General features: G+C 47.9%; 18 protein-coding genes. 2 read left to right on the top strand and 16 right to left on the bottom strand.

Features of this window, described 5'->3' with window-relative positions; all coding sequences use genetic code 11:
* Positions 1-312 precede the first annotated feature (312 nt).
* The 8 genes from KNO72_RS10675 to KNO72_RS10640 form a co-directional block, all read right to left on the bottom strand.
* Positions 313-2,439 carry a heterodisulfide reductase-related iron-sulfur binding cluster gene (locus KNO72_RS10675; protein WP_012727407.1) on the bottom strand — a complete coding sequence of 709 codons (2,127 nt, stop codon included), beginning with the start codon at positions 2,437-2,439 and terminating at the stop codon, positions 313-315.
* A 91-nt stretch (positions 2,440-2,530) separates the two neighbouring features.
* The gene (locus KNO72_RS10670; RefSeq protein WP_078147689.1) at positions 2,531-3,247 is read right to left on the bottom strand and encodes a hypothetical protein; all 717 of its coding nucleotides are present in this window, start codon (positions 3,245-3,247) and stop codon (positions 2,531-2,533) included.
* Between the two features lie 7 nt (positions 3,248-3,254).
* Entirely contained in the window at positions 3,255-3,773 is a 519-nt protein-coding gene (locus KNO72_RS10665; protein ID WP_214685434.1) for a GNAT family N-acetyltransferase, read from the bottom strand.
* A gap of 167 nt (positions 3,774-3,940) precedes the next feature.
* Positions 3,941-4,369 (bottom strand): hypothetical protein, encoded by a 429-nt coding sequence (locus KNO72_RS10660; RefSeq protein ID WP_214685432.1) that lies wholly within the window; start codon positions 4,367-4,369, stop codon positions 3,941-3,943.
* Positions 4,369-4,785 (bottom strand): YwiB family protein, encoded by a 417-nt coding sequence (locus KNO72_RS10655; RefSeq protein WP_214685430.1) that lies wholly within the window; start codon positions 4,783-4,785, stop codon positions 4,369-4,371. Before KNO72_RS10655 ends, KNO72_RS10660 begins: the two co-directional genes overlap by 1 nt.
* Positions 4,786-4,836: 51 nt before the next feature.
* Positions 4,837-5,397, bottom strand: a complete 561-nt coding sequence (locus KNO72_RS10650) for a GNAT family N-acetyltransferase (protein ID WP_214685428.1) — start codon at positions 5,395-5,397, stop codon at positions 4,837-4,839.
* A 34-nt stretch (positions 5,398-5,431) separates the two neighbouring features.
* Positions 5,432-6,094 carry a Type 1 glutamine amidotransferase-like domain-containing protein gene (locus tag KNO72_RS10645; RefSeq protein WP_078147694.1) on the bottom strand — a complete coding sequence of 221 codons (663 nt, stop codon included), beginning with the start codon at positions 6,092-6,094 and terminating at the stop codon, positions 5,432-5,434.
* A gap of 118 nt (positions 6,095-6,212) precedes the next feature.
* Positions 6,213-7,916, bottom strand: a complete 1,704-nt coding sequence (locus KNO72_RS10640; protein WP_078147695.1) for a glycoside hydrolase family 13 protein — start codon at positions 7,914-7,916, stop codon at positions 6,213-6,215.
* Positions 7,917-8,129: 213 nt separating this feature from the next.
* Between KNO72_RS10640 and KNO72_RS10635 the strand changes: the two genes are divergently transcribed.
* Both KNO72_RS10635 and KNO72_RS10630 read left to right on the top strand, forming a co-directional pair.
* Complete coding sequence (locus KNO72_RS10635) at positions 8,130-8,594, top strand: GNAT family N-acetyltransferase (RefSeq protein ID WP_214758130.1); 465 nt, start codon at positions 8,130-8,132, stop codon at positions 8,592-8,594.
* A gap of 47 nt (positions 8,595-8,641) precedes the next feature.
* Positions 8,642-9,406 carry a MerR family transcriptional regulator gene (locus tag KNO72_RS10630; RefSeq protein WP_196431288.1) on the top strand — a complete coding sequence of 255 codons (765 nt, stop codon included), beginning with the start codon at positions 8,642-8,644 and terminating at the stop codon, positions 9,404-9,406.
* Positions 9,407-9,415: 9 nt separating this feature from the next.
* On the opposite strand, the gene KNO72_RS10625 is transcribed toward KNO72_RS10630, so the two are convergent.
* Genes KNO72_RS10625 through KNO72_RS10590 form a run of 8 tightly spaced genes read right to left on the bottom strand, consistent with a single transcriptional unit; the run spans position 9,416 to position 18,972 of the window.
* On the bottom strand, positions 9,416-10,066 hold the full coding sequence (locus tag KNO72_RS10625; protein WP_214758128.1) for a hypothetical protein: 651 nt from the start codon (positions 10,064-10,066) through the stop codon (positions 9,416-9,418).
* Between the two features lie 4 nt (positions 10,067-10,070).
* Positions 10,071-10,820: a hypothetical protein gene (locus KNO72_RS10620; RefSeq protein ID WP_078147699.1), complete on the bottom strand. Its 750-nt coding sequence runs from the start codon at positions 10,818-10,820 to the stop codon at positions 10,071-10,073.
* Between the two features lie 33 nt (positions 10,821-10,853).
* Positions 10,854-11,984 (bottom strand): glycosyltransferase family 4 protein, encoded by a 1,131-nt coding sequence (locus KNO72_RS10615; RefSeq protein ID WP_012727419.1) that lies wholly within the window; start codon positions 11,982-11,984, stop codon positions 10,854-10,856.
* Positions 11,972-13,297, bottom strand: coding sequence for a nucleotide sugar dehydrogenase (locus tag KNO72_RS10610; protein WP_214758126.1), 1,326 nt, complete (start codon positions 13,295-13,297; stop codon positions 11,972-11,974). The genes KNO72_RS10615 and KNO72_RS10610 overlap by 13 nt, the downstream gene beginning before the upstream one ends.
* Positions 13,298-13,323: 26 nt before the next feature.
* The gene (locus KNO72_RS10605) at positions 13,324-14,676 is read right to left on the bottom strand and encodes a phenylacetate--CoA ligase family protein (RefSeq protein ID WP_214758123.1); all 1,353 of its coding nucleotides are present in this window, start codon (positions 14,674-14,676) and stop codon (positions 13,324-13,326) included.
* A 17-nt stretch (positions 14,677-14,693) separates the two neighbouring features.
* Positions 14,694-16,037 (bottom strand): phenylacetate--CoA ligase family protein, encoded by a 1,344-nt coding sequence (locus tag KNO72_RS10600; RefSeq protein ID WP_214730219.1) that lies wholly within the window; start codon positions 16,035-16,037, stop codon positions 14,694-14,696.
* Positions 16,037-17,065 carry an NAD-dependent epimerase gene (locus KNO72_RS10595; RefSeq protein WP_214758121.1) on the bottom strand — a complete coding sequence of 343 codons (1,029 nt, stop codon included), beginning with the start codon at positions 17,063-17,065 and terminating at the stop codon, positions 16,037-16,039. The genes KNO72_RS10600 and KNO72_RS10595 overlap by 1 nt, the downstream gene beginning before the upstream one ends.
* On the bottom strand, positions 17,062-18,972 hold the full coding sequence (locus tag KNO72_RS10590; protein ID WP_214758119.1) for a polysaccharide biosynthesis protein: 1,911 nt from the start codon (positions 18,970-18,972) through the stop codon (positions 17,062-17,064). Before KNO72_RS10590 ends, KNO72_RS10595 begins: the two co-directional genes overlap by 4 nt.
* Positions 18,973-19,234 lie beyond the last annotated feature (262 nt).

The following is a 19,234-nucleotide window of genomic DNA, read 5'->3' as shown; positions in this document are numbered from 1 at the left end:
GGCTGATTAATCCAATATTGAAAATCCACGTAAGTCCTAGAACACCGAACATCCATGCTTTTGGAATTTGAAACGATAATTCCTCGTTTACTGTCTGCCCAACGTACAAACCGTATCCTAACAACCTAATCATTAAGAAGGGTTTTCGCCGTCGTCGCCACCGATGTACGCACACTTGCAGAGAACGAAAAACAACTGAGCAGTCAAATCAATGCGCTCATTCCTGAAAATGAGACGAACATCGCGGCCCTCCTCGAGCAAATGGGGCCGAAAAACAAACAAGGCACGGTCCGCGGACCGTGCCTTGTTGTATTATTGGACAACTGGTTCTGGAATCTCGATGGCCTTCAGCGAGCGATCGAGCAATTCGACGACATCGAACGTGCCGACGGTCTCATCAACTTCTTTCGCTTTCGTTCCATCTGATAACATCGTCAAGCAGTACGGACACGCCGATCCGATGACGGTCGGTTTCGTCTCAAGCAACTGTTCTGTCCGAGCCACGTTGACACGTGTCCCGACTTTTTCTTCCTGCCACATGAGACCGCCACCCGCTCCACAACACATACCGTTTTCACGGTTACGTGTCGCTTCGACGAGTTCGACACCCGGTATGCGTTCTAGGACGAATCGTGGTGCATCGTAAATGCCGTTATAACGACCAAGGTAACAAGAGTCGTGATAGACGACACGTTCATTCACTTGAAGGTCTGGTTGGATTCGACCCGTATCGAGCAACTCTGCGAGCAACTCCGTATGATGATACACTTTCACATCAGTCAAACCGAAGTCCGGATACTCATTTTTGAACGTATTGTACGCGTGCGGGTCGACCGTGACGATTTTCGTCACCCCATACTTCTCGAACAACTTAATGTTCGCTTCGGCGAGTTCTTGGAAGAGCAACTCGTTTCCGATTCGACGTGGAGTATCCCCTGAGTTCTTCTCTTCATTTCCGAGAATGGCGAATGAGACGCCCGCCTTGTTCAACACGCTCGCAAAGCTCTGCGCGACTTTTTGGCTACGGCTATCGTAAGACCCCATCGCGCCGACCCAGAAGAGATACTCGAATTCCTCGCCTGCTTTTTTCTTCTCTTTCGCCGTCGGGATGACGAGCTCTGTATCCTTACGCCAGTTCTCGCGTTCTTTCCGGTTCATTCCCCACGGGTTTCCTTGACGCTCGATATTGGCGACCGTACGCTGTGCCTCAGGGTCCATCTTCCCTTCCATCATGACGAGGTAACGACGAAGGTCAATGATTTTATCGACGTGTTCGTTCATGACCGGGCACTGGTCTTCACAGTTACGGCAAGTCGTACAAGCCCAAATTTCTTCTTCCGTGATGACGTTGCCGATCAACTCGTCTGCGACGAGCATATGACCGTCTTGCGCAGCTGCTGCGATTTCAGCACCTTGCGTGTTTTGGAACATGAGTGCAGGTGCCCACGGTGATTTTCTCGTGACCGCCGCGCCTTTCATATTCATATGGTCACGAAGTTTGACGATTAAGTCCATCGGCGACAACATCTTCCCAGTTCCTGTTGCCGGACAAACATTCGTACAACGCCCGCACTCGACACAGGCGTATAGGTCGACGAGCTGCTTCTGGTTGAAGTCTTCAATCTTGTTGACCCCGAAGACGATCTCTTCATCCGACTCTTCCGCTTCTTCCATCGCTGAAAAATCGACAGGTGCCAAGCGACCGACTTTGTGTGTGCGCCCGAGCCAGACGTTGAGCGTACCGGCGATCAAGTGCGCGTGTTTACCTTGCGGGATGTAGACCATGAAGCTGAGTAAGAATAAGAGGTGCATCCACCAAAAGACGACGAACAAGGCGAAAGCGACCGGACCTGGTACCCAAGCAAACGCTGAACCGATGAGTGTCGCGACCGGTTCGCCCCACATTGGAAGCTCTTCCTTATAGACGAGGTAAAACCCGTTCCCGAACAAGACGGAAACCATCAACCCGCCGATGAAGATGAGGGCGAGACCTGCTAAAAAATTTCGTTTCAAGCGCACGAGCTTCTCGACGTAACGACGGTAGAATCCCCAAACGACCGCGACGAGAATCATGAGCATGACGATTTCTTGCATGAACGTAAAGATTGGATAAAGCGGACCGAGCGGGATATGAGGGAAACGTGTTCCGACCGCTAGTCCTTTCCAAATGAAATCAATCGCCCCGAATTGGACGAGGATGAAGCCATAAAACATCATGACGTGAATGGCGCCACTCTTCTTATCCTTCAACAGTTTCTTTTGACCGAACACGTTGATCATGACCTGTTCGAGTCGTTCTTTGTTCGTTTGGCTCCATTCTGCCTTCTTCCCGAGCTTGATGAACGTATAACGCTGATGAACTAGCGTAGCAAATAAATACACACCATAGCCGAGGACGAGCAAGAATAGAATCCAGTTGACGATTAAAAATGTAGACATCCCCAAAACTCCCCCTTTGAAAACGGATTCAATCTTGAATTCAGTATATCAAATGATGAATGAACAGTCATTCATTTTTATGAAGTTCTCGTCAGAAGTTTAGAAGATGTTTCAAGATGAGCAATAATCCCCCATAACTGCACACGGCCAATACGAATGTGCGGAAGTGCAGATTTCGATCCGATGGGAGTTCAAACTTCACGATATTGAGAATCATCGCTCCGGCCACGAAGGCAAAACAGAGCGCCTCAACGTGCGCGGCCAAGTCAATCCAGCGTGAGAAGAACCCACCGAGCAAAATCCCACCACTCAACAAATAGCGTCCTTGTCGCATGTAACGTTCACCATAATGACGATTTAAGTCATGACCGAGCGCTAAAAAATGCACGCCGAGCGCTGTCGCATAGAAGCTTCTTGCAACGAATGTCACCGAGTCGGCTGTCACCACGTACGCCGAGAAGGTCATATAGGCCGTGAGGAGTGTCACCTGTAACCAATACGAAACGGCCCGGTCGACCGCCTCATCTTGAAAGTGAGGGGTACGAACGAACCGCATGGTGCCGTAAAACAACGTGAAACCGATGAGACTGACGATGTAGATTTCTGAAGGTAACGCCAAATTCAACCAATCGACACGAAGCGTGTCCTGGCGTTTGTTCAGGGACGGCAAAAGATACATGAAGAAGTACGTGATGGCGATGCCGCTCGAGAAAGAGAACCATTTTTTCGAAGGAACGGTCTCTTCCCGGAACAAATAGATGCCGAAGAAATTAATCAGCGCCAAATAGATGATGATCCAGTTCGCCATCTCGTCCTCACCCTTTCAAGTCAATCCAAAACCGCTCGACGATTGTCCCGTCTTCTTCCGTATACGGTGTGTCCGCAATGCCACCATTGTTTAAAATGACTTGACGGGAAGCGATATTTGTCCGGTTACACGTGATGAGTGCCCGCTCGATTCCAAGTTCTTTCACTTTCTCAAGCGCAAGTTGCAGTTGGATTGTGGCGAGTCCACGCCCGCGTGCGCTCGGTTTCACCCCATACCCGACATGCCCGCCAATCTTCAAGAGCGATTCGTTCAGCTCATGACGAATGTTCGTCGCGCCAAGAAGCTCCTCCCCGTCCGTAAGCCAATACGTTGTGCTCGGGACCCAACCTTTCTCTATATGTTCACGTAACTCTTTCTGACGTAACGTGTTGACATATGCCTCGAAGTCGGTCGTTTCACGGTCCACTGAAGTCGGGACGATTCGCTCATCACGTTCGTACCATTCTTGTAAAAATGCGAGAATCTGTTCTTTTTGTTCGACAGATGTTTTGATTAGTCTTAACATCACATTTCCCCCTTTAACCATTTCCATTCGCGTTCTCTGTTTGATTTCCTTGTTCCTTCATCTTAGAGAAAATACCTTCGAAATAAAATGGACGTTCTCGTCGAAGTGTGTCCCCTTTCAGGCATGAAAAAAAGTGCCATCCTGTTCAGATGACACTTTTGACATGCTTACTCTTCGAGTCCGAGCCGTTGTGGCATATGTGGCGCGAGTTGTCTCGCTTCTTCTAACCGACCTGCTTCGACGAGCGTATGGAAATGTAAAAACTGTTCATGCGATGCATCACTGATGGCTGCCAAATAATCGACGTACCGATCGTAGACCGCTTTGTCTTCTGACCGCGCCTCAATAAGTGCGATGTACAGGCGAACGGTGTCTTCCCCGTAAAGGAGCGGGAACTCATCGTTCAGTTGAAGCAATTTATCGATTGAATCGACATCGACTCCGTTTTCTTGGTCATAATGCATGATGACTTGCTCAGCATGGTCTTCAAGGCGACCGCGCCACTCTTCATACTCTTCTTCATTCGTTTCGAGCATCTCGAACCAGTCTTCGTTCAACATCTCTTCAATCTTGTTTACGCGTTCTGTAAAGTTCATCAGTCTTCTCCTCCTTCAAATGTCCACGTGACATGTACTTCATATATACCAACATCTTCTTCATTCATGGACAACTCATATACGAACGTACATGATTCTTCCGAGACATCGAGGCGCGATGTCGTCGTCGCCATCGTCATCGACATATATGGATTCTTGTATAAGCTTTGCGTGAAGCGACCTTCGATGAAGGAGTGGTTCATCTCAATCGGTCCCTTACAAATCAGCGCCAATCGTTCCGGCGTGTACTTGATTGTCGTCGGGACCGCCCCGTCCTCTTGTCGTTGGTCAAACATTAAAATAAAGCCAGTCTTCAATGGATAGTATAAACCGTCTGCCGAGAGCTCGATTGACTCTGGCATGTCACTCATCCGTGTTGTTTGCTGGACACGCACGCGAAGTGGTTCAATCGCCATGCTCATCCCCCTTTCCGTCAATTCATCGTACCATATGTGGTAGGAGTCGTTCTATCGACGGCGCTTCGTTTTCACATAGACGAGATGGTCTACCCAATCTTCGTTCTCAAAGATAAACCCTTCTCTCGTGCACTCATACGACATGCCGACACGCTCCGCGAGACGAATGGATGCTTTATTATCGAGATTGATATGTGCCTCGATTCGTTGAAAGTTCAAGTCGTCAAAAGCAATACGCATCGCCAGGTCGACTGCTTCTGTCCCATACCCCTGACCCCAATGTTGATTATGAATCGTATACCCGACCCTCCCCCATTGAAACGCATCTCGCGCCAAGGTAGAAAAATCCACCATGCCGAGATGTATCCCATCATCAAGCCGGAAAACGGCGAAGACATGTGCCTCGTCTTCAAGCGCAAGTGCCTGATGATTGTCGACTAGCTGGTCAAACCAAACGGACGTACAGTCGCTCATGTCTAATTTCCCGGAATCGTACACGTGTTGCGAAATACGACGATTTGTAAATCCACTTAACCACGCGTCATAATCTTGTTTCTCTAACGGTCGTACGATGATTCGATTCGTTTTTCGTTGATGAGTAAATCGGTTCAATCTCTCAGGTCCCCTTCCTATTGCTTTTATACAGTCAGAAAAACTTCTTCCAATTCCCTTCCGAAATCACATCGACCTTCCCATCCTTCACGCGAATCGCCGTCTCGTCGTCAATCGCATAGGCCGGCGACTGTAATGTCTCCGCCCATTCTGCAGCATCTCGTGACGTGTTCCCCGGTAACATGTCATGGTCGAGATGTGGAAAGATCGAGAAGTCGACAAACCCTAACGTCTCATCGCTCTGCTCATCGGATGCGCGCCATCCGACAAACGCTTCTCCGATTCGTGGCGTCATCACCATACTCCCCGCACTCAATCCGACGTAGACACCTTTCCAGGACGGGAGCAGCGAGGCTACCTCGGACTGTTTCATCCAATGGTAGAGAAAGAGCGGATCGCCCCCATTCACCAATAATACGTCTGCCTTATCAAACGCCGGTCTCCACACCGACTCATCGATACTCGGGAGTGCGCTCAGTTCGAGCACCCCAACCGACTTCCAGCCCAACTCACACATCGGCGTCGAGAAATCTCCGTTGAAAAAGTTCCATGCGTGTTTCGTTCCCCCGTTCAACGCATAAATGGCTGTTGGGATACAGAGTGCATTACACTCTTCAATCGGCTTGTCTAATAACTCGAGAAGTGCTCGTTTGATGCTTTCGTTCTTAATACCTGCTGACGTTAATAACAGTTTCATTTACGTTTCCTCCTTCTCATCTCCCTATAAGGAGTTCGCATGAGTCGCCGTTATCCCCTTTTTCCAACAAAAAAGGCCGTAGACGAATTTTCGTCCACGACCTTGAAGTTCTGAAAAATTAGCTAATTTTATACACGCGACCTTCGAACGGTTTCAAGTGAAGGAGCGATGATTCCGCATCGCCTTCAACCGGCATGTTGCTCAAGACGACATCTTGCGCACGAAGTGTCTGATCCATATCAAACATCGTCTCTTTCGCCGTCAAGTTCGTGACGACGAGGTACTGCGTGTCACCGAGCGTACGCGTATACGCATAGACTTCCGGGTGTTCCGGCAAGACGACATCATACGCCCCGTAAACAAACGTCTCATTATCTTTACGAAGTTGAATCATCTCTTTATAGAAGTTAAAGATTGAGTCCTCATCTTTAAGCTGTGATTCGACGTTGATATCCGTATAGTTCGGGTTGATGCCGACCCATGGCTGCTCTGCGAACGTGAATCCGGCGTTCGGGGCATCACTCCACTGCATCGGTGTACGCGTGTTGTCGCGTGACGAGTTCCACGTGATGCGCATCATCTCGTCATGACTCTTCCCTTGTTCGACACCGATATAGTAGCGGTTGCGTGTCGCGATGTCATCATATTGATCGATCGAATCGAATTTGACGTTCGTCATCCCGATCTCTTGACCTTGATAGATAAACGGCGTCCCTTGCATGAGGAAGTACATCATCGCAATCGACTTCGCGCTTTCTTTCCAGTAACGTTCATCGTCTCCCCATTTCGAGACCGTACGCGTCTGGTCATGGTTTTCGACGTAAAGGGCGTTCCATCCATCGGCCTCAAGTCCTTTTTGCCATTTCGTCAACACGTTCTTCAAGTGAACGACATCGAGTTTCGAATCGACATCTTCACTCCAAAGGTCCATGTGTTCGAATTGGAAGACCATGTTCATCTTCCCTTCCTTTTCACCGACCCATAGATGGGCATCGTCAGGTGAGACGCCGTTCGCTTCACCGACCGTCATGATGTCATGTTTATTGAACGTCTCGTCACGAAGCTCTTCTAAATAGTCGTGAATTCCGTCCACGTTCATGTGCATCTCGAACGACGGTACAAAGTCGAGGTCGTTCGGGTTTGGCAAGTCGGCGAACGTCGGGTTCTTGCGAATATGGCTGATTGCATCGACACGGAACCCGTCGATCCCTTTTTCGAGCCACCAGTTGATCATATCGTATACCGCTGTACGCATCTCAGCATTTTCCCAATTGAGGTCCGGCTGTTTCTTCGAGAAGACATGCAAGTAGTATTGTTCCGTCGTTTCATCGAATTCCCAAGCCGAGCCACCAAAGATCGATTCCCAGTTATTCGGCTTCGACCCGTCCGGTTTTCCGTCGCGCCAGATATACCAGTCGCGCTTCGGATTGTCTTTCGAGCTCTTCGATTCAATGAACCAAGGGTGCTCATCCGACGTATGGTTGACGACGAGGTCGAGCAACAGCTTCATACCGCGCTGATGCACTTCGTCCAATAAGCGGTCGAAGTCTTCCATCGTACCGAACTCGTCCATGATATCTTGATAGTCACTAATGTCATAACCGTTATCATCGTTTGGCGATTTATACATCGGGCAAATCCAGATAACATCAATACCGAGGTCTTTCAAATAGTCGAGCTTATCAATGATTCCTTGAATGTCTCCAATTCCGTCCCCATTCGCGTCATAAAAGCTACGAGGATAAATTTGATAGGCGACGGCTTCTTTCCACCAGTTGCGTTTAAGCGTTTGTGTTTGTTGTTCTCGTTGTAAAAGTTGCATGTGATCTAGATACTCCTTATCCCAAAACTCACTGCTCATCATTTATACTTATCTTATTCGTGCTGTGAACTTTATATCATTAGCGCAATCGTTTGCACGATGTAATAAATTTATCTTACCAAAAAACATTCGATGATACAAAGATGTTTCATCAGCATACTCAACGTGTACCCTACACGATTTTGAAAAGAAATGAAAGCGAGGTGCTTCATCATGTTTCGATTTGCCACAATGGAGGATTTTTCAGCAGTCGATCAATTGATTTTAAAGAAAGCAAAAGAGTTCCAAGTAGCCGGAAAGTCGCAATGGGTCAAATATTTAGAGCCGAGTCGTTCCGACTATGTCCGTCACGATTTGACGAACGGGACGGTGTTTGTCTACGAACGAGATCAACAAGTCGTCGGTGCCGTCAGCCTGATTCCTCCGACTGACTGGGATCATCATCTATGGGATGACGCGGACGGGGCCGTCTATTTGCACCGACTCGTCACAGACTCGAGTGCAAAAAGTGAACGCATCGGGGAACGTTTGATGCAGCATGCCTTAGCAAACACGTCTTCGACCATTCGATTGGACTGTGTTGCCGATAACGCCTTCTTAAATAACTACTATCCTCGGTTCGGTTTCCACTATATCGGCGAACGAAATGGATTCTCACTGTTTGAAAAACAGGCTTGACCTTGACGTGACGTCAACCTTTACGCTTTGACTAAGGAGGTGAAGGGATGTATTCGATTCAACAACTTGCGTCACTCGCTGGAACGACAACGCGAACGCTTCGACATTATGACGCAATCGGTCTTCTCATTGCGAACCGTGACGCCAACGGCTATCGGCGTTATTCTTCGCGCGATGCGGAACGGTTGCAACTCATCTTACTCTATCGCACGCTCGATGTTCCTCTCGATCAAATCGGAGAATTGCTTGATTCAACGACGTTCAACCGGATTGATGTGTTGAGTGGACATATCGAGGCGTTGCGACAGAAAGCAGCCTATTTCGCTCAGCTTGCCGAGACGGCAGAAGCGACCCTCACCTCACTCAAAGGAGGGATTCCAATGGATGACAAGTCATTATTTGATGGATTATCTTATGAGGAGATTCAAGCTCACGAGGCGAAACATCAAGAAGAAGTGCAGGAACGTTGGGGAGAGACTTCAGCTTACAAGACAGCACAAGAACGTGCGCAGAAGCGATCGAAAGCGGACTGGGAACGCATCAATCAAATGCAACTCGATTTGATTGCGCCACTCGTTGATTTATTTCGTTCACAAATCGCAATCGATGACGACCGAGTTCAATCGATTGTGAAAGACAATCATCTGTTCATCGACACACACTTTTACGACTGTTCACTCGATATGTTCAGTGGACTCGGACAGATGTATGTGACGGATGAACGATTCACCGCATTTTATGATCGCTTCGAGCCGGGGCTCGCTGCGTATTATAACGAGGCCATCCAATACTATTGTATCGCGAACAGTTAAGTCCAAGCCTCAGGCTTGGACTTTTTTTCGTCGCTCGGTGTCTTCTTGCGGTCCTATTTGAAGATGTTTTTGTAACATCGGGAGACTCGTCGCCAAATAAATATAAGGGAAGGTCGAGAAGTTATCCGTTCCACCTGTATAGATTACTTCACTCGTTAGTGGGGTCCATCCTTTCTTCGTCCACTGGCAAAGTCGAACTTCTTTTCTCGATGTGTGGTTATAGAATCCCCAATATGCTTCTCGTTGTCCCACTGCCATCGATGGGGTGATGGTTAAGATGGGACAGTTCATTTCTTGTAACAATCGTTCGTTCATTTCCGCAACTTCGTACATGATGATGACGTCCGGTTGCAGGTGTCGAATCGTATGTTCCGCTTTTTTATCTTGTAAGGAAGCGACACGCGTCATACGCTGTTCCGGAATCGAATCGTCACAGAAAGCATACCGCGACTGCAACTCCACGATTCGTTCTCGACTGAACCTCCGCATTATGGGAGTCAGGAAGGAAATGTACGATTGTGTCAGAAGTTCTTTCCACGTGTTGACATGAGTCGGTGTCGGACCATCTTCCATGATCACATGTGTGACGCCTAAATCCCGTATCGCTTGATAGACAAGTGTTGAACTCCAGTGGTCGCCCGTGCAGAGTACAACTCGCATTTTCTCATCTCCCTCCACTTTGGTTTGCGGTTTGACGCATCTCTCGGACCGCCACATCAAATGAACCAAACATTTGTTGAATGTCTTTTAATGTCGGACGATTGCCCTTTTCTTTTTGCCACACTTCATAACCCCATGGCGAGAGAGCGGTCAAATGTTCATCTGCCTCGTGTAGCGCGTCCATCATTTGCTTCTCCGTGAACAGCTCTCGCGTTGAGATGCCAATCTCGTCTAACGCTTGGGACCAAGACCCGAAACGCCGCACCACTTTCGTGATACTCGGACGTTGGTTCTGCTTGGCCCATTTGGCATAAGCGGTCGACGTCAATGGATGAAGCTCTTCATTGGCATCAAGTAACGATTGGATGATTTCACATTTTTGATCGAACGAGATGATACTCTTCAAATTCGCCTCAATCAGTGCCACTTTCCACGATCCGAACTGAATGACGACCTCTGTCAACGTCGGTGCATCATTGGTCATGGCCCACTTTCGATAATCGGCACTATTGAATGAATCATGCTCTTTCGCCGCTTCACGAAGCATTTGAATCATTTCCTTCTTTGTGAACCGTGGCGTTTGCTGTTCCAACCCAGCCAAACGCAGTACATTCGACCATGATCCGTACATTTCTAATAATTCCACCACGGTTGCCCCGCCGTGAATCTTTTGCCATTTCTGATACATGTAGATGGTGAGGCGACCGTCCGAAGAAGCCTCTTGTAAGTGATCAATCAGTTGTTGCTTTCCCATGTCGCCTCCCCCTTACGTGATTGACGTATCGGTTCATCCCACTTCACGGCTACTAATTTGTGCGAACAGGTGAAGTTGACGACTTAAAATTTTCGTTTCGTCAAATTTTTCTTCGACCACTTCGCGACCACGTTGCCCGAATGAATAACACTGTTCAGGATGTTCAATGAACCAGCGCATCGCCAAGGTCAGTGCCTCAGGTCGACCGACGGGAACGAGAAAGCCGGTTTCCCCATCCGTGACTTCTTCTCGACAGCCACGGATATCGGTAGCGATGACAGGTAATCCGGACGCCATGGCTTCAAGAATAGAGCGTGGCAATCCTTCACGATAAGAGGGAAGTAAAAAGACGTCGTGTGCTGCAAATAAAGAGGGGGTATCCCGAACGAATCCGGCGTAATGAATCTGTGGATTTTGGGCTAAATGCGCCTCGACTTGTTTCGCCGTCTCTTGATCACGTTCACTCGTCATCAACTCTCCAGCAATCGTCAACGTCGCGTTCGGATAGCGTTTCGTCAGTTCATCGAACGCCTGAAGTAAATCTAGGATTCCTTTTTCTTGAACGAGCCTTCCGACAAACAAGAACTTTAAATGTTCTGGGGAAATGTGTTTCTCTGTCGGATAAAATCGATTTAAATCAATCCCGTTTCCGAGATGCATCAATCGTTCGTCCTCTTTGAAATGTCTTGTTTTAGCGAGTGAGTAATCTTCCTCGCTTTGGAGCAACAACCAATCGGTCGCTAATGCCGCGAGTGATTTCTCTAACCAGAAGACGAGTTCGTATGCGATTCGACCCATTCGTTCGTGAAAGTAAAATCCATGTGCGGTATAGAGAATATGTGGTGTCCTGGCAATGCGGGCCGCGACTCGTCCTAACGCTGCGGCCACCGGGGTGTGGACGTGAATGGCATCATATTTTTCGCGGCGCAATAACCTCACCAACTCTTGAATGGTCTGTAGATTACGCTTCGGGCTAAACTTTCGATCGATTGGCAACGTATGAATGACCCATCCTTCGTCCCGAAGACGATCCGTCCGATCACCGTAAGCACACGCGACGTCGACTTCGTGTCCTTCCGCCTTCAGCGACTCAATGAGAGGACGTAGCAACACATCCGCTGTCATATCGACAGCGCAGAACTGGAGAATCTTTAAAGGCGCCATAAGTGCACCTCCTCCGGCTTCATCGCGCGATCGAGCATGCCTTTCAAGTCAATGACGATGCCACGACCTAACTTCAGCTGGCGTTTCGCAATCGTCCAACCCTCTTGAACGAATTCATCGTGAGACACGGCATAGATGACGACATCCGCTGGTTTTAAGTCACAGTATGATTTGACGTCGATTCCATATTCGCGGCGTACCTCTTCCGAATCGACGAGCGGGTCACACACTTGCACTTCTAAGCCGAACTCCTCGACCTCTCGAATCAAGGAAGCCACTTTCGAATTGCGAATATCACTGACGTTCTCTTTGAAGGACATCCCGAGGACCGTCACACGTGCTCCGAGAATGGCCATGTTTTGACTAATCATCGTTTTAATCAGTGATGTGGCGACGAAACGTCCCATCGTCTCGTTGATTCGACGACCTGCTAAAATCACTTCCGGATGATAACCAAGCATTTCAGACTTCATCGTCAAATAGAATGGGTCGACGCCGATACAATGTCCACCGACTAGACCTGGTCGGAAGTTTAGGAAGTTCCATTTCGTCCCAGCAGCCTCTAACACCTCGAGCGTGTCGATGTTCATGCGATCGAAGATGATGGCCAATTCATTCATCAACGCGATGTTCAAATCGCGCTGTGTATTCTCGATCACTTTGGCCGCCTCAGCCACTTTAATCGAGGAAGCGCGATGAACGCCGGCATCGACTACCGTCTCATAAACAGCCGCTACCACATCGAGTGTTTCTTCATCCTCGGCAGCTACGACTTTTTTGATTGTGCGGAATGTATGCTCACGGTCGCCCGGATTAATTCGTTCTGGAGAGTAGCCGACTTTAAAATCAATCCCGGCCCGGAGACCCGATGTTTTTTCAAGTAATGGGATACACTCTTCCTCTGTCAGTCCCGGATAGACCGTAGATTCGTATACGACAATCGTGCCCGGTCGCAAATGCGCCCCAACAGCACGAGTCGCGCTACAAATCGGTCCTAAATCTGGTTGATTTTGATCATTGATCGGTGTCGGCACAGCCACGATAATGAAATCCGCCTCTTCAAGTTTGGCGACATCCGTCGTATATAAGACCGCTGCTTGCTCAAGGTCTACTGATTCAACTTCTCGCGTGCTGTCGAGATGAAGGGTAAGCTCATTGATACGCGTTTCATTGATGTCTACTCCGATGACGTCTCCTACGCCACCTAACGCAACAGCGACAGGGAGTCCGACATATCCTAGTCCGACAACAGCTACGTGACGATTGGCAATGGTTTTTCGTGTTGTACGTGATTCTGAGATGAGTTTATCCATGTCCATCTGCCTCCTGAGATTCGGAATTATGCGGTTTTATCAATCACAATGACTTTTCCATTCGGTCCCCGAGGAATCGATTGCACGGCGGTCAACGTAATCACGACCTCTTTGCCGAACAGTAGTTCAAGCTCGCTCCTCATAATCTCTTCATGTTCTGGCTTGAAACGTTCAAGATCCGGGACGTATTTTAATTCGATATGATACAAATCATGTTGCCGATACTGCGTTTGGATGACCGAGTTGGGTAACACTCGGACAACGGTCGTCAAATCTCCTTCGTAGATTTTTTGTTTGTTCGGAGTGAGTACATAATTGCTTTCGCGTCCCTCAATGGAAGTGACGAATGTTCCTCCCTGTCCACAAGCACATGTCCCCTCTCCAATTTTCATCCGATCGCCAATCCGGTAACGAACGAGCGGTGTCCCATGGGTCGTAAAGCTCGTCACTAAAATTTCCTCGTGATCCCCATACGACTCGATCACGCCTGTTTCGTGGTGGAGATGCATATTGCCATGAGTACATTCCGTTAAAATCGGCGCGCCTTCAGAAGACGCGTACTGATCAAATACCGGGGCATTAAACGCCTCTTCTAAGATGGCTCTTCCTTGAGGCGTAATCGTTTCGGCAGTCGGAAAAATAGCCAGTAATTGAAATTCAAGTGGAACCTGATTTTCTTTGATGTATTTCGCGATTTCAATCATGGCAGACGGTGCACTGTCTAATACGACTGGCTTGAATCGATTTAATGCGTCGATGTAATGAGGGATGGTCTGAGGATTGACATGATAGAGCGAGAATAGCAGTTGATTGAGCGGTCGATTGTAGCGCCAAAATACAGGTTTTTCTTGATTTGGATTACAAATTTTCCGTCCTGTGAAACTCGCTCGTTTCATTCCTCTGACAAACCCGTGTTGCGCTTTGAAAAAGTCGACGTGGGCCATACGTCTTTGATAGTCTTCTTTCGTAAAATGAACTTGTAGGGACGTCCCTGTCGTTCCACCGGTTCGTCCAAGAATGTCTGTTTTGATGTTCGAGTGGATGTCCGGATTTTTCCGAACTGTTTCTTTTTCGAGGGTCGGGATGCGCTTCAACTCTTCCATCGATTGAAGGGGAAGAACAATCTCATTTTCTTCAAACAGTTTTTGATAATATGCATTGTGCGTCGCACAGAATTCAAGAAACGCATTGAGTCGCTTCAACTGATCGGCTGCGACAAGTACCCCATCTTTTGGACGATTGGCTAAAACGACTAACTCACGCTCATATGTGCGTCCGTACCGTTCTTGCCATAGTTTCATTCCATACAATGTCGTCATCCATTGTTGTAATCGAATCGGTGATCTCATGTATAAATCACGAAGCGCAAACCCTGCCATGGTGTAGTCTCCTCTCGCTAAGTGTAGAGTCGTTTCACGACTCGGACTTTTCCGTTCTTTTCTTTCTTGATGCTTTTCACATCTCGTAGAAGAACTTTCATCCGTGAAGTAAACAGTCGCTCGACTTCTTTTTGGAGCGCGACTTCATGTTCAGGCTCAAATCGTGCCTCATCCTTCACGTACAGCATCTCAATTTCGTCTATTTTGTGTTGCAACACTTGGATTTGAATAATGGAGTTCGGCAGCACGCCGACCGCTGCCGTCAAATCCCCTTCAAACACCTTATAGCCTTCCGGCGTCTCAACATAGTTCATTTGACGACCATCGATTGACTCGATGATGGTGTCCTGTCGTCCACATGGACACATCGCTTCACTGATGGTCATCCGATCGCCAATGCGGTAGCGAATCAGCGGTGTTCCGTGCGTCGTGAAACTGGTGACGAGTGCCTCTCCAAACGCATCCGTCTCGATGATTCCCATCTCAGGGCGTAAGTGCATCTTCCCGCACTCACACTCCGTAACGATAGGAGCCCCTTCCGAAGAAGCATATTGATCGTAAACCGGCGCTTGGAACATCTCTTCTAACAACAAGCGTCCGGATGGTGTGAGCGTCTCCGAGGTCGGAAATAAAGCCACCGGTCGGAACGATAACGTCTTTTGATGGGTTTTCAAATATTTTGCGATTTCAATCATATCGGAAGGTGAACCGTCGAGTGCGGCCGGTTGAAATTCGTTCAACGAATCGATGTAGTGTGGAATCGTCGTCGGATTCGAATGCACGACCGAGTAGAGCATTTGCTTCATCGGGGCATTGTACCGCCAATACACCGCATTCTTTTGATTACCTGGACAAATCATCCGTCCTGTAAAACTAGCTCGCTTCATCCCACGGCGAAAACCATGTTGTTCTTTAAAAAAATCGAGATGCGCCATTCGCATTTGATAATCGTATTCGGTGAAACGAACCTGAATCGATTTACCCGTCGTCCCGCCCGTCATGCCGATGATCGGGGCATGAAGGTTAGAAAAGATGGTCTCATCCGTTCGAAGCGTCTCTTTCTCCAAAGGGGGAATCCGCTTAAAGTCTTCTAAGCTCTTTATGGGTAAGGTAACCCCGTGTTTTTTGAAGAGTCGCTGATAGTACACGTTGTGTTGATTACAAAACTGTAGAAACTGGTTCAAGTGATTGAGTTTTGCATCAGGTGACGCTTCATTTGGAGCACGTCTCAGTCGCTCCAATTCCTGCTCATAATACTGACCGTATCGCTCCCGATATAACTTGATTCCATATAAGGAAACCAGCCAATTTTGGAGTCGAATCGGTGAGTGTGCATAAATCCGATCCTGTAAAATCCCCATTACTCGATGCCCTCCTTCAGCACTTGATGATAGGCGATGTACCAGTCGATAAACGCGTTTACGCCATCGTGAATCGACGTCTGCGGTTGAAAGTCAATCGATTCATACAAAGAGGAGGAGTCTGCAAAACTCGCGGGTACATCACCCGCCTGGAGTGGTAACAAGCGGAGGATGGCCTTTTTCTCGACTCGCTCTTCGATCGTCCGAATAAAGTCCATCAAGGATACCGGTTGCTGATTTCCAATGTTATAGACACGAAACGGAACGTCACTCCGGTCAGGTAGAGGATGTTCATAGTCAAACTCCTCATCTGCCAACGGTGCGATATCCATAAGTCGGACAATCGACTCGATGATGTCGTCGATGTATGTGAAATCTCGTTCCATCTCACCGTAGTTGTATACATCGATTGGTTCGCCTTTTAAAATCGCCTCCGTAAATTTGTAAAGTGCCATATCGGGACGCCCCCATGGCCCATAGACGCTAAAGAATCGCAACCCCGTCGTTTTTAGACCGAACAAATGGCTGTACGTATGAGCCATCAACTCATTCGCTTTCTTCGAAGCCGCATACAAGGATAGCGGATGATCGACCGGGTGTTGTTCGGAAAATGGCATCGCCTGATTCGAACCGTAAACCGAGCTCGATGAGGCATAAATCAACTGTTCTACTGGATAGAAACGACAAGCTTCCAAGATGTTCAGGAAACCAACGATGTTGGATTGAATATAGGCATCCGGATTTTCTAAGCTGTAGCGTACACCGGCCTGAGCCGCCAAATTGACCACGATTTGAGGTTGGGTTTTTTCAAAGACACGCGTGATCGCCATCTTATTTTCTAGGGCATCACGATAGAGTTTGAAACGAGGATGCGTCAACACATGAAGTCTTGATTCTTTTAATTTCGGGTCGTAATAGTCATTGACCACATCGATCCCGATGACATGATGTCCTTCTTTTAGCAACCGTCGAGCCAGATGAAAACCGATGAACCCGGCCACTCCGGTCACGAGAACTGTTTTTTTCATAACGACTTCCTCCTTTGCGTTGACTCGTTGACTCGCATCCGTACCGGTTCAATTTGTGGCGCAAAAATACTTTCCATCACTTCTTCTGGCAGTTCGTTATTTGCGACAAACAACAAGAAAGACGTGAGGCCGTTCGATTGATCGAGTAGATATTCAATCGTTTTCAAAATCGGATCGACCGATTTAAAGGGTCTTGTACAACCGACGAAAATCTTTTCATATACTTGATTCGTATGTTCGCTCGTCGCAAGCAGTTCTTCGAACAATTTTTCACCAGGACGAATGCCACTGAACTGAATCGGGATTTGCTCGAGGGTGAAGCCGCTCAAGGTAATCATCCGTTTCGCCAAGTCCACGATTTTGACGGGATTTCCCATATCTAGTACGAACACTTCGCCGCCGTTTGCGCGTACGCTCGCTTGAATGACGAGGCGACTCGCTTCAGGGATGGTCATAAAGTATCGGGTCATCTCTGGATGCGTCACCGTAATCGGTCCGCCCCGCTGAATTTGTTCTTTAAAGAGCGGAACGACGGAGCCACGACTTCCTAAGACGTTGCCGAAACGAACGACCGAGAATGTCGTTTCGCTATGTCGCGCCTGCTGTTGGACAATCATTTCTGCTACTCGTTTCGTGGCACCCATCACGTTCGTCGGATTGACCGCCTTATCCGTAGAGATCATGACGAACCGCTTCACTTCAAAGAAATCGGCGGCTTCGACCATATTCTTCGTTCCGTAAATATTGTTTTTCACTGCCTCTCTCGGATTGTCTTCCATGAGCGGAACGTGCTTGTGAGCTGCCGCATGATAGACAACGTCCGGTCGATACTGATCAAACACTTCCATCACCCGCGCCCGGTCTTGGACGTCACCGATGACGGGACAAATCTCTGTATCAGACCCGAGTAAGCGGAGTTCGCGATCGATTGCATATATGCTATTCTCGCCATGTCCAAACAGGATGAGTTTGCCAGGATTGAATTTCATCAATTGACGGCAAAGCTCTGAACCAATCGAGCCTCCTGCACCGGAGATGAAAATGGTTAATCCACTCAACGTTTGAGAAATCTCCGAAACATCGAGCTGAACCGGTTCACGGCCGAGCAAATCTTCGATGGCCACTTCTCGAATCTCATTTAATGAGACTTTTCCGGATGCGAGTTCCGCAAGCATTGGCAGTGCATGGGATTCAACGCCTGTTTTCTCGATTCGTTTCAAAAGTTGGACCCGATCTCCGTAAGGAAGAGAAGGAATGGCCAACACAACCACTTCGATATTCAGCTCTTCAATTTTGCGTTCTAATAAATCGATTGAACCGATGACCGGTGTCCCGTGAATGTAGAGACGGTGAAGCAATGGATTATCATCCAACACCCCGACCACATGCAGCACATTCGTTCGATGCTCTTTCAGTTCTTTAATGATTTTTTGACCCGATTCCCCACCACCGATAACCAAGGTGGCTTTTCCATTCGACACCGGTGCGTGAAATCGGAAAAACGATCGTGTCCTAGCAACGAGTCGGATAAATAACATTCCGTTAAATGCGAGTAAGCTTTGAATAAAAATTGCTTGATAGGAAAAGCCATCCAATAATACGTATGATGCGAATAAGACGAACGTGTCACTCATGACCAACACAATCGCCAGTAGTTGCAATTCACGCATCGATCCGTATCGCCAGTCGATTCGGTATACCCGAGTCACCCATCCTAAAATGAGAAGAACGAGCGTCTTCAATCCGAGGATCGTGATCAAATCTAGCGGGTCAGATGTTACCGTCGGATCATTTGCAAAGAATAGGTCAAACGTCACGAAAATCGCGAGCCCTGCAATCGTGATATCGAGTAACATCAAGAGCGCATTTTTTCGATCAATGGGAGACCGAACAGTTGGAGTACTCATCCTTTCACCACCTTCCATCCCAATCAGCTTCGAGTTGATGCTAGATAAGTACCCGTTCAAGATTCACAATCCAAAAGAAAAGAATAGCTTTTTGATACGAATGACATTTCGTCATGAAACGGTTTAACAAATGTGTAATGAGTTTTTATTTTCTTTTGTGAATATTTTTAATTTATATGGGTATTATGGGAAGTAGAAGGTAGGACATTTGGATTATTTTCACTTTGAGATTTTGCGAATGTCGTATTCTCCCAAAGTAGTC

The sequence above is a fragment of the Exiguobacterium sp. s123 genome (genome assembly GCF_018617075.1).
Lineage (GTDB): Bacteria > Bacillota > Bacilli > Exiguobacteriales > Exiguobacteriaceae > Exiguobacterium > Exiguobacterium profundum.
The sequence above is the reverse complement of the archived record's forward strand: the minus strand, read 5'-3'. Positions and strand labels throughout refer to the sequence as shown.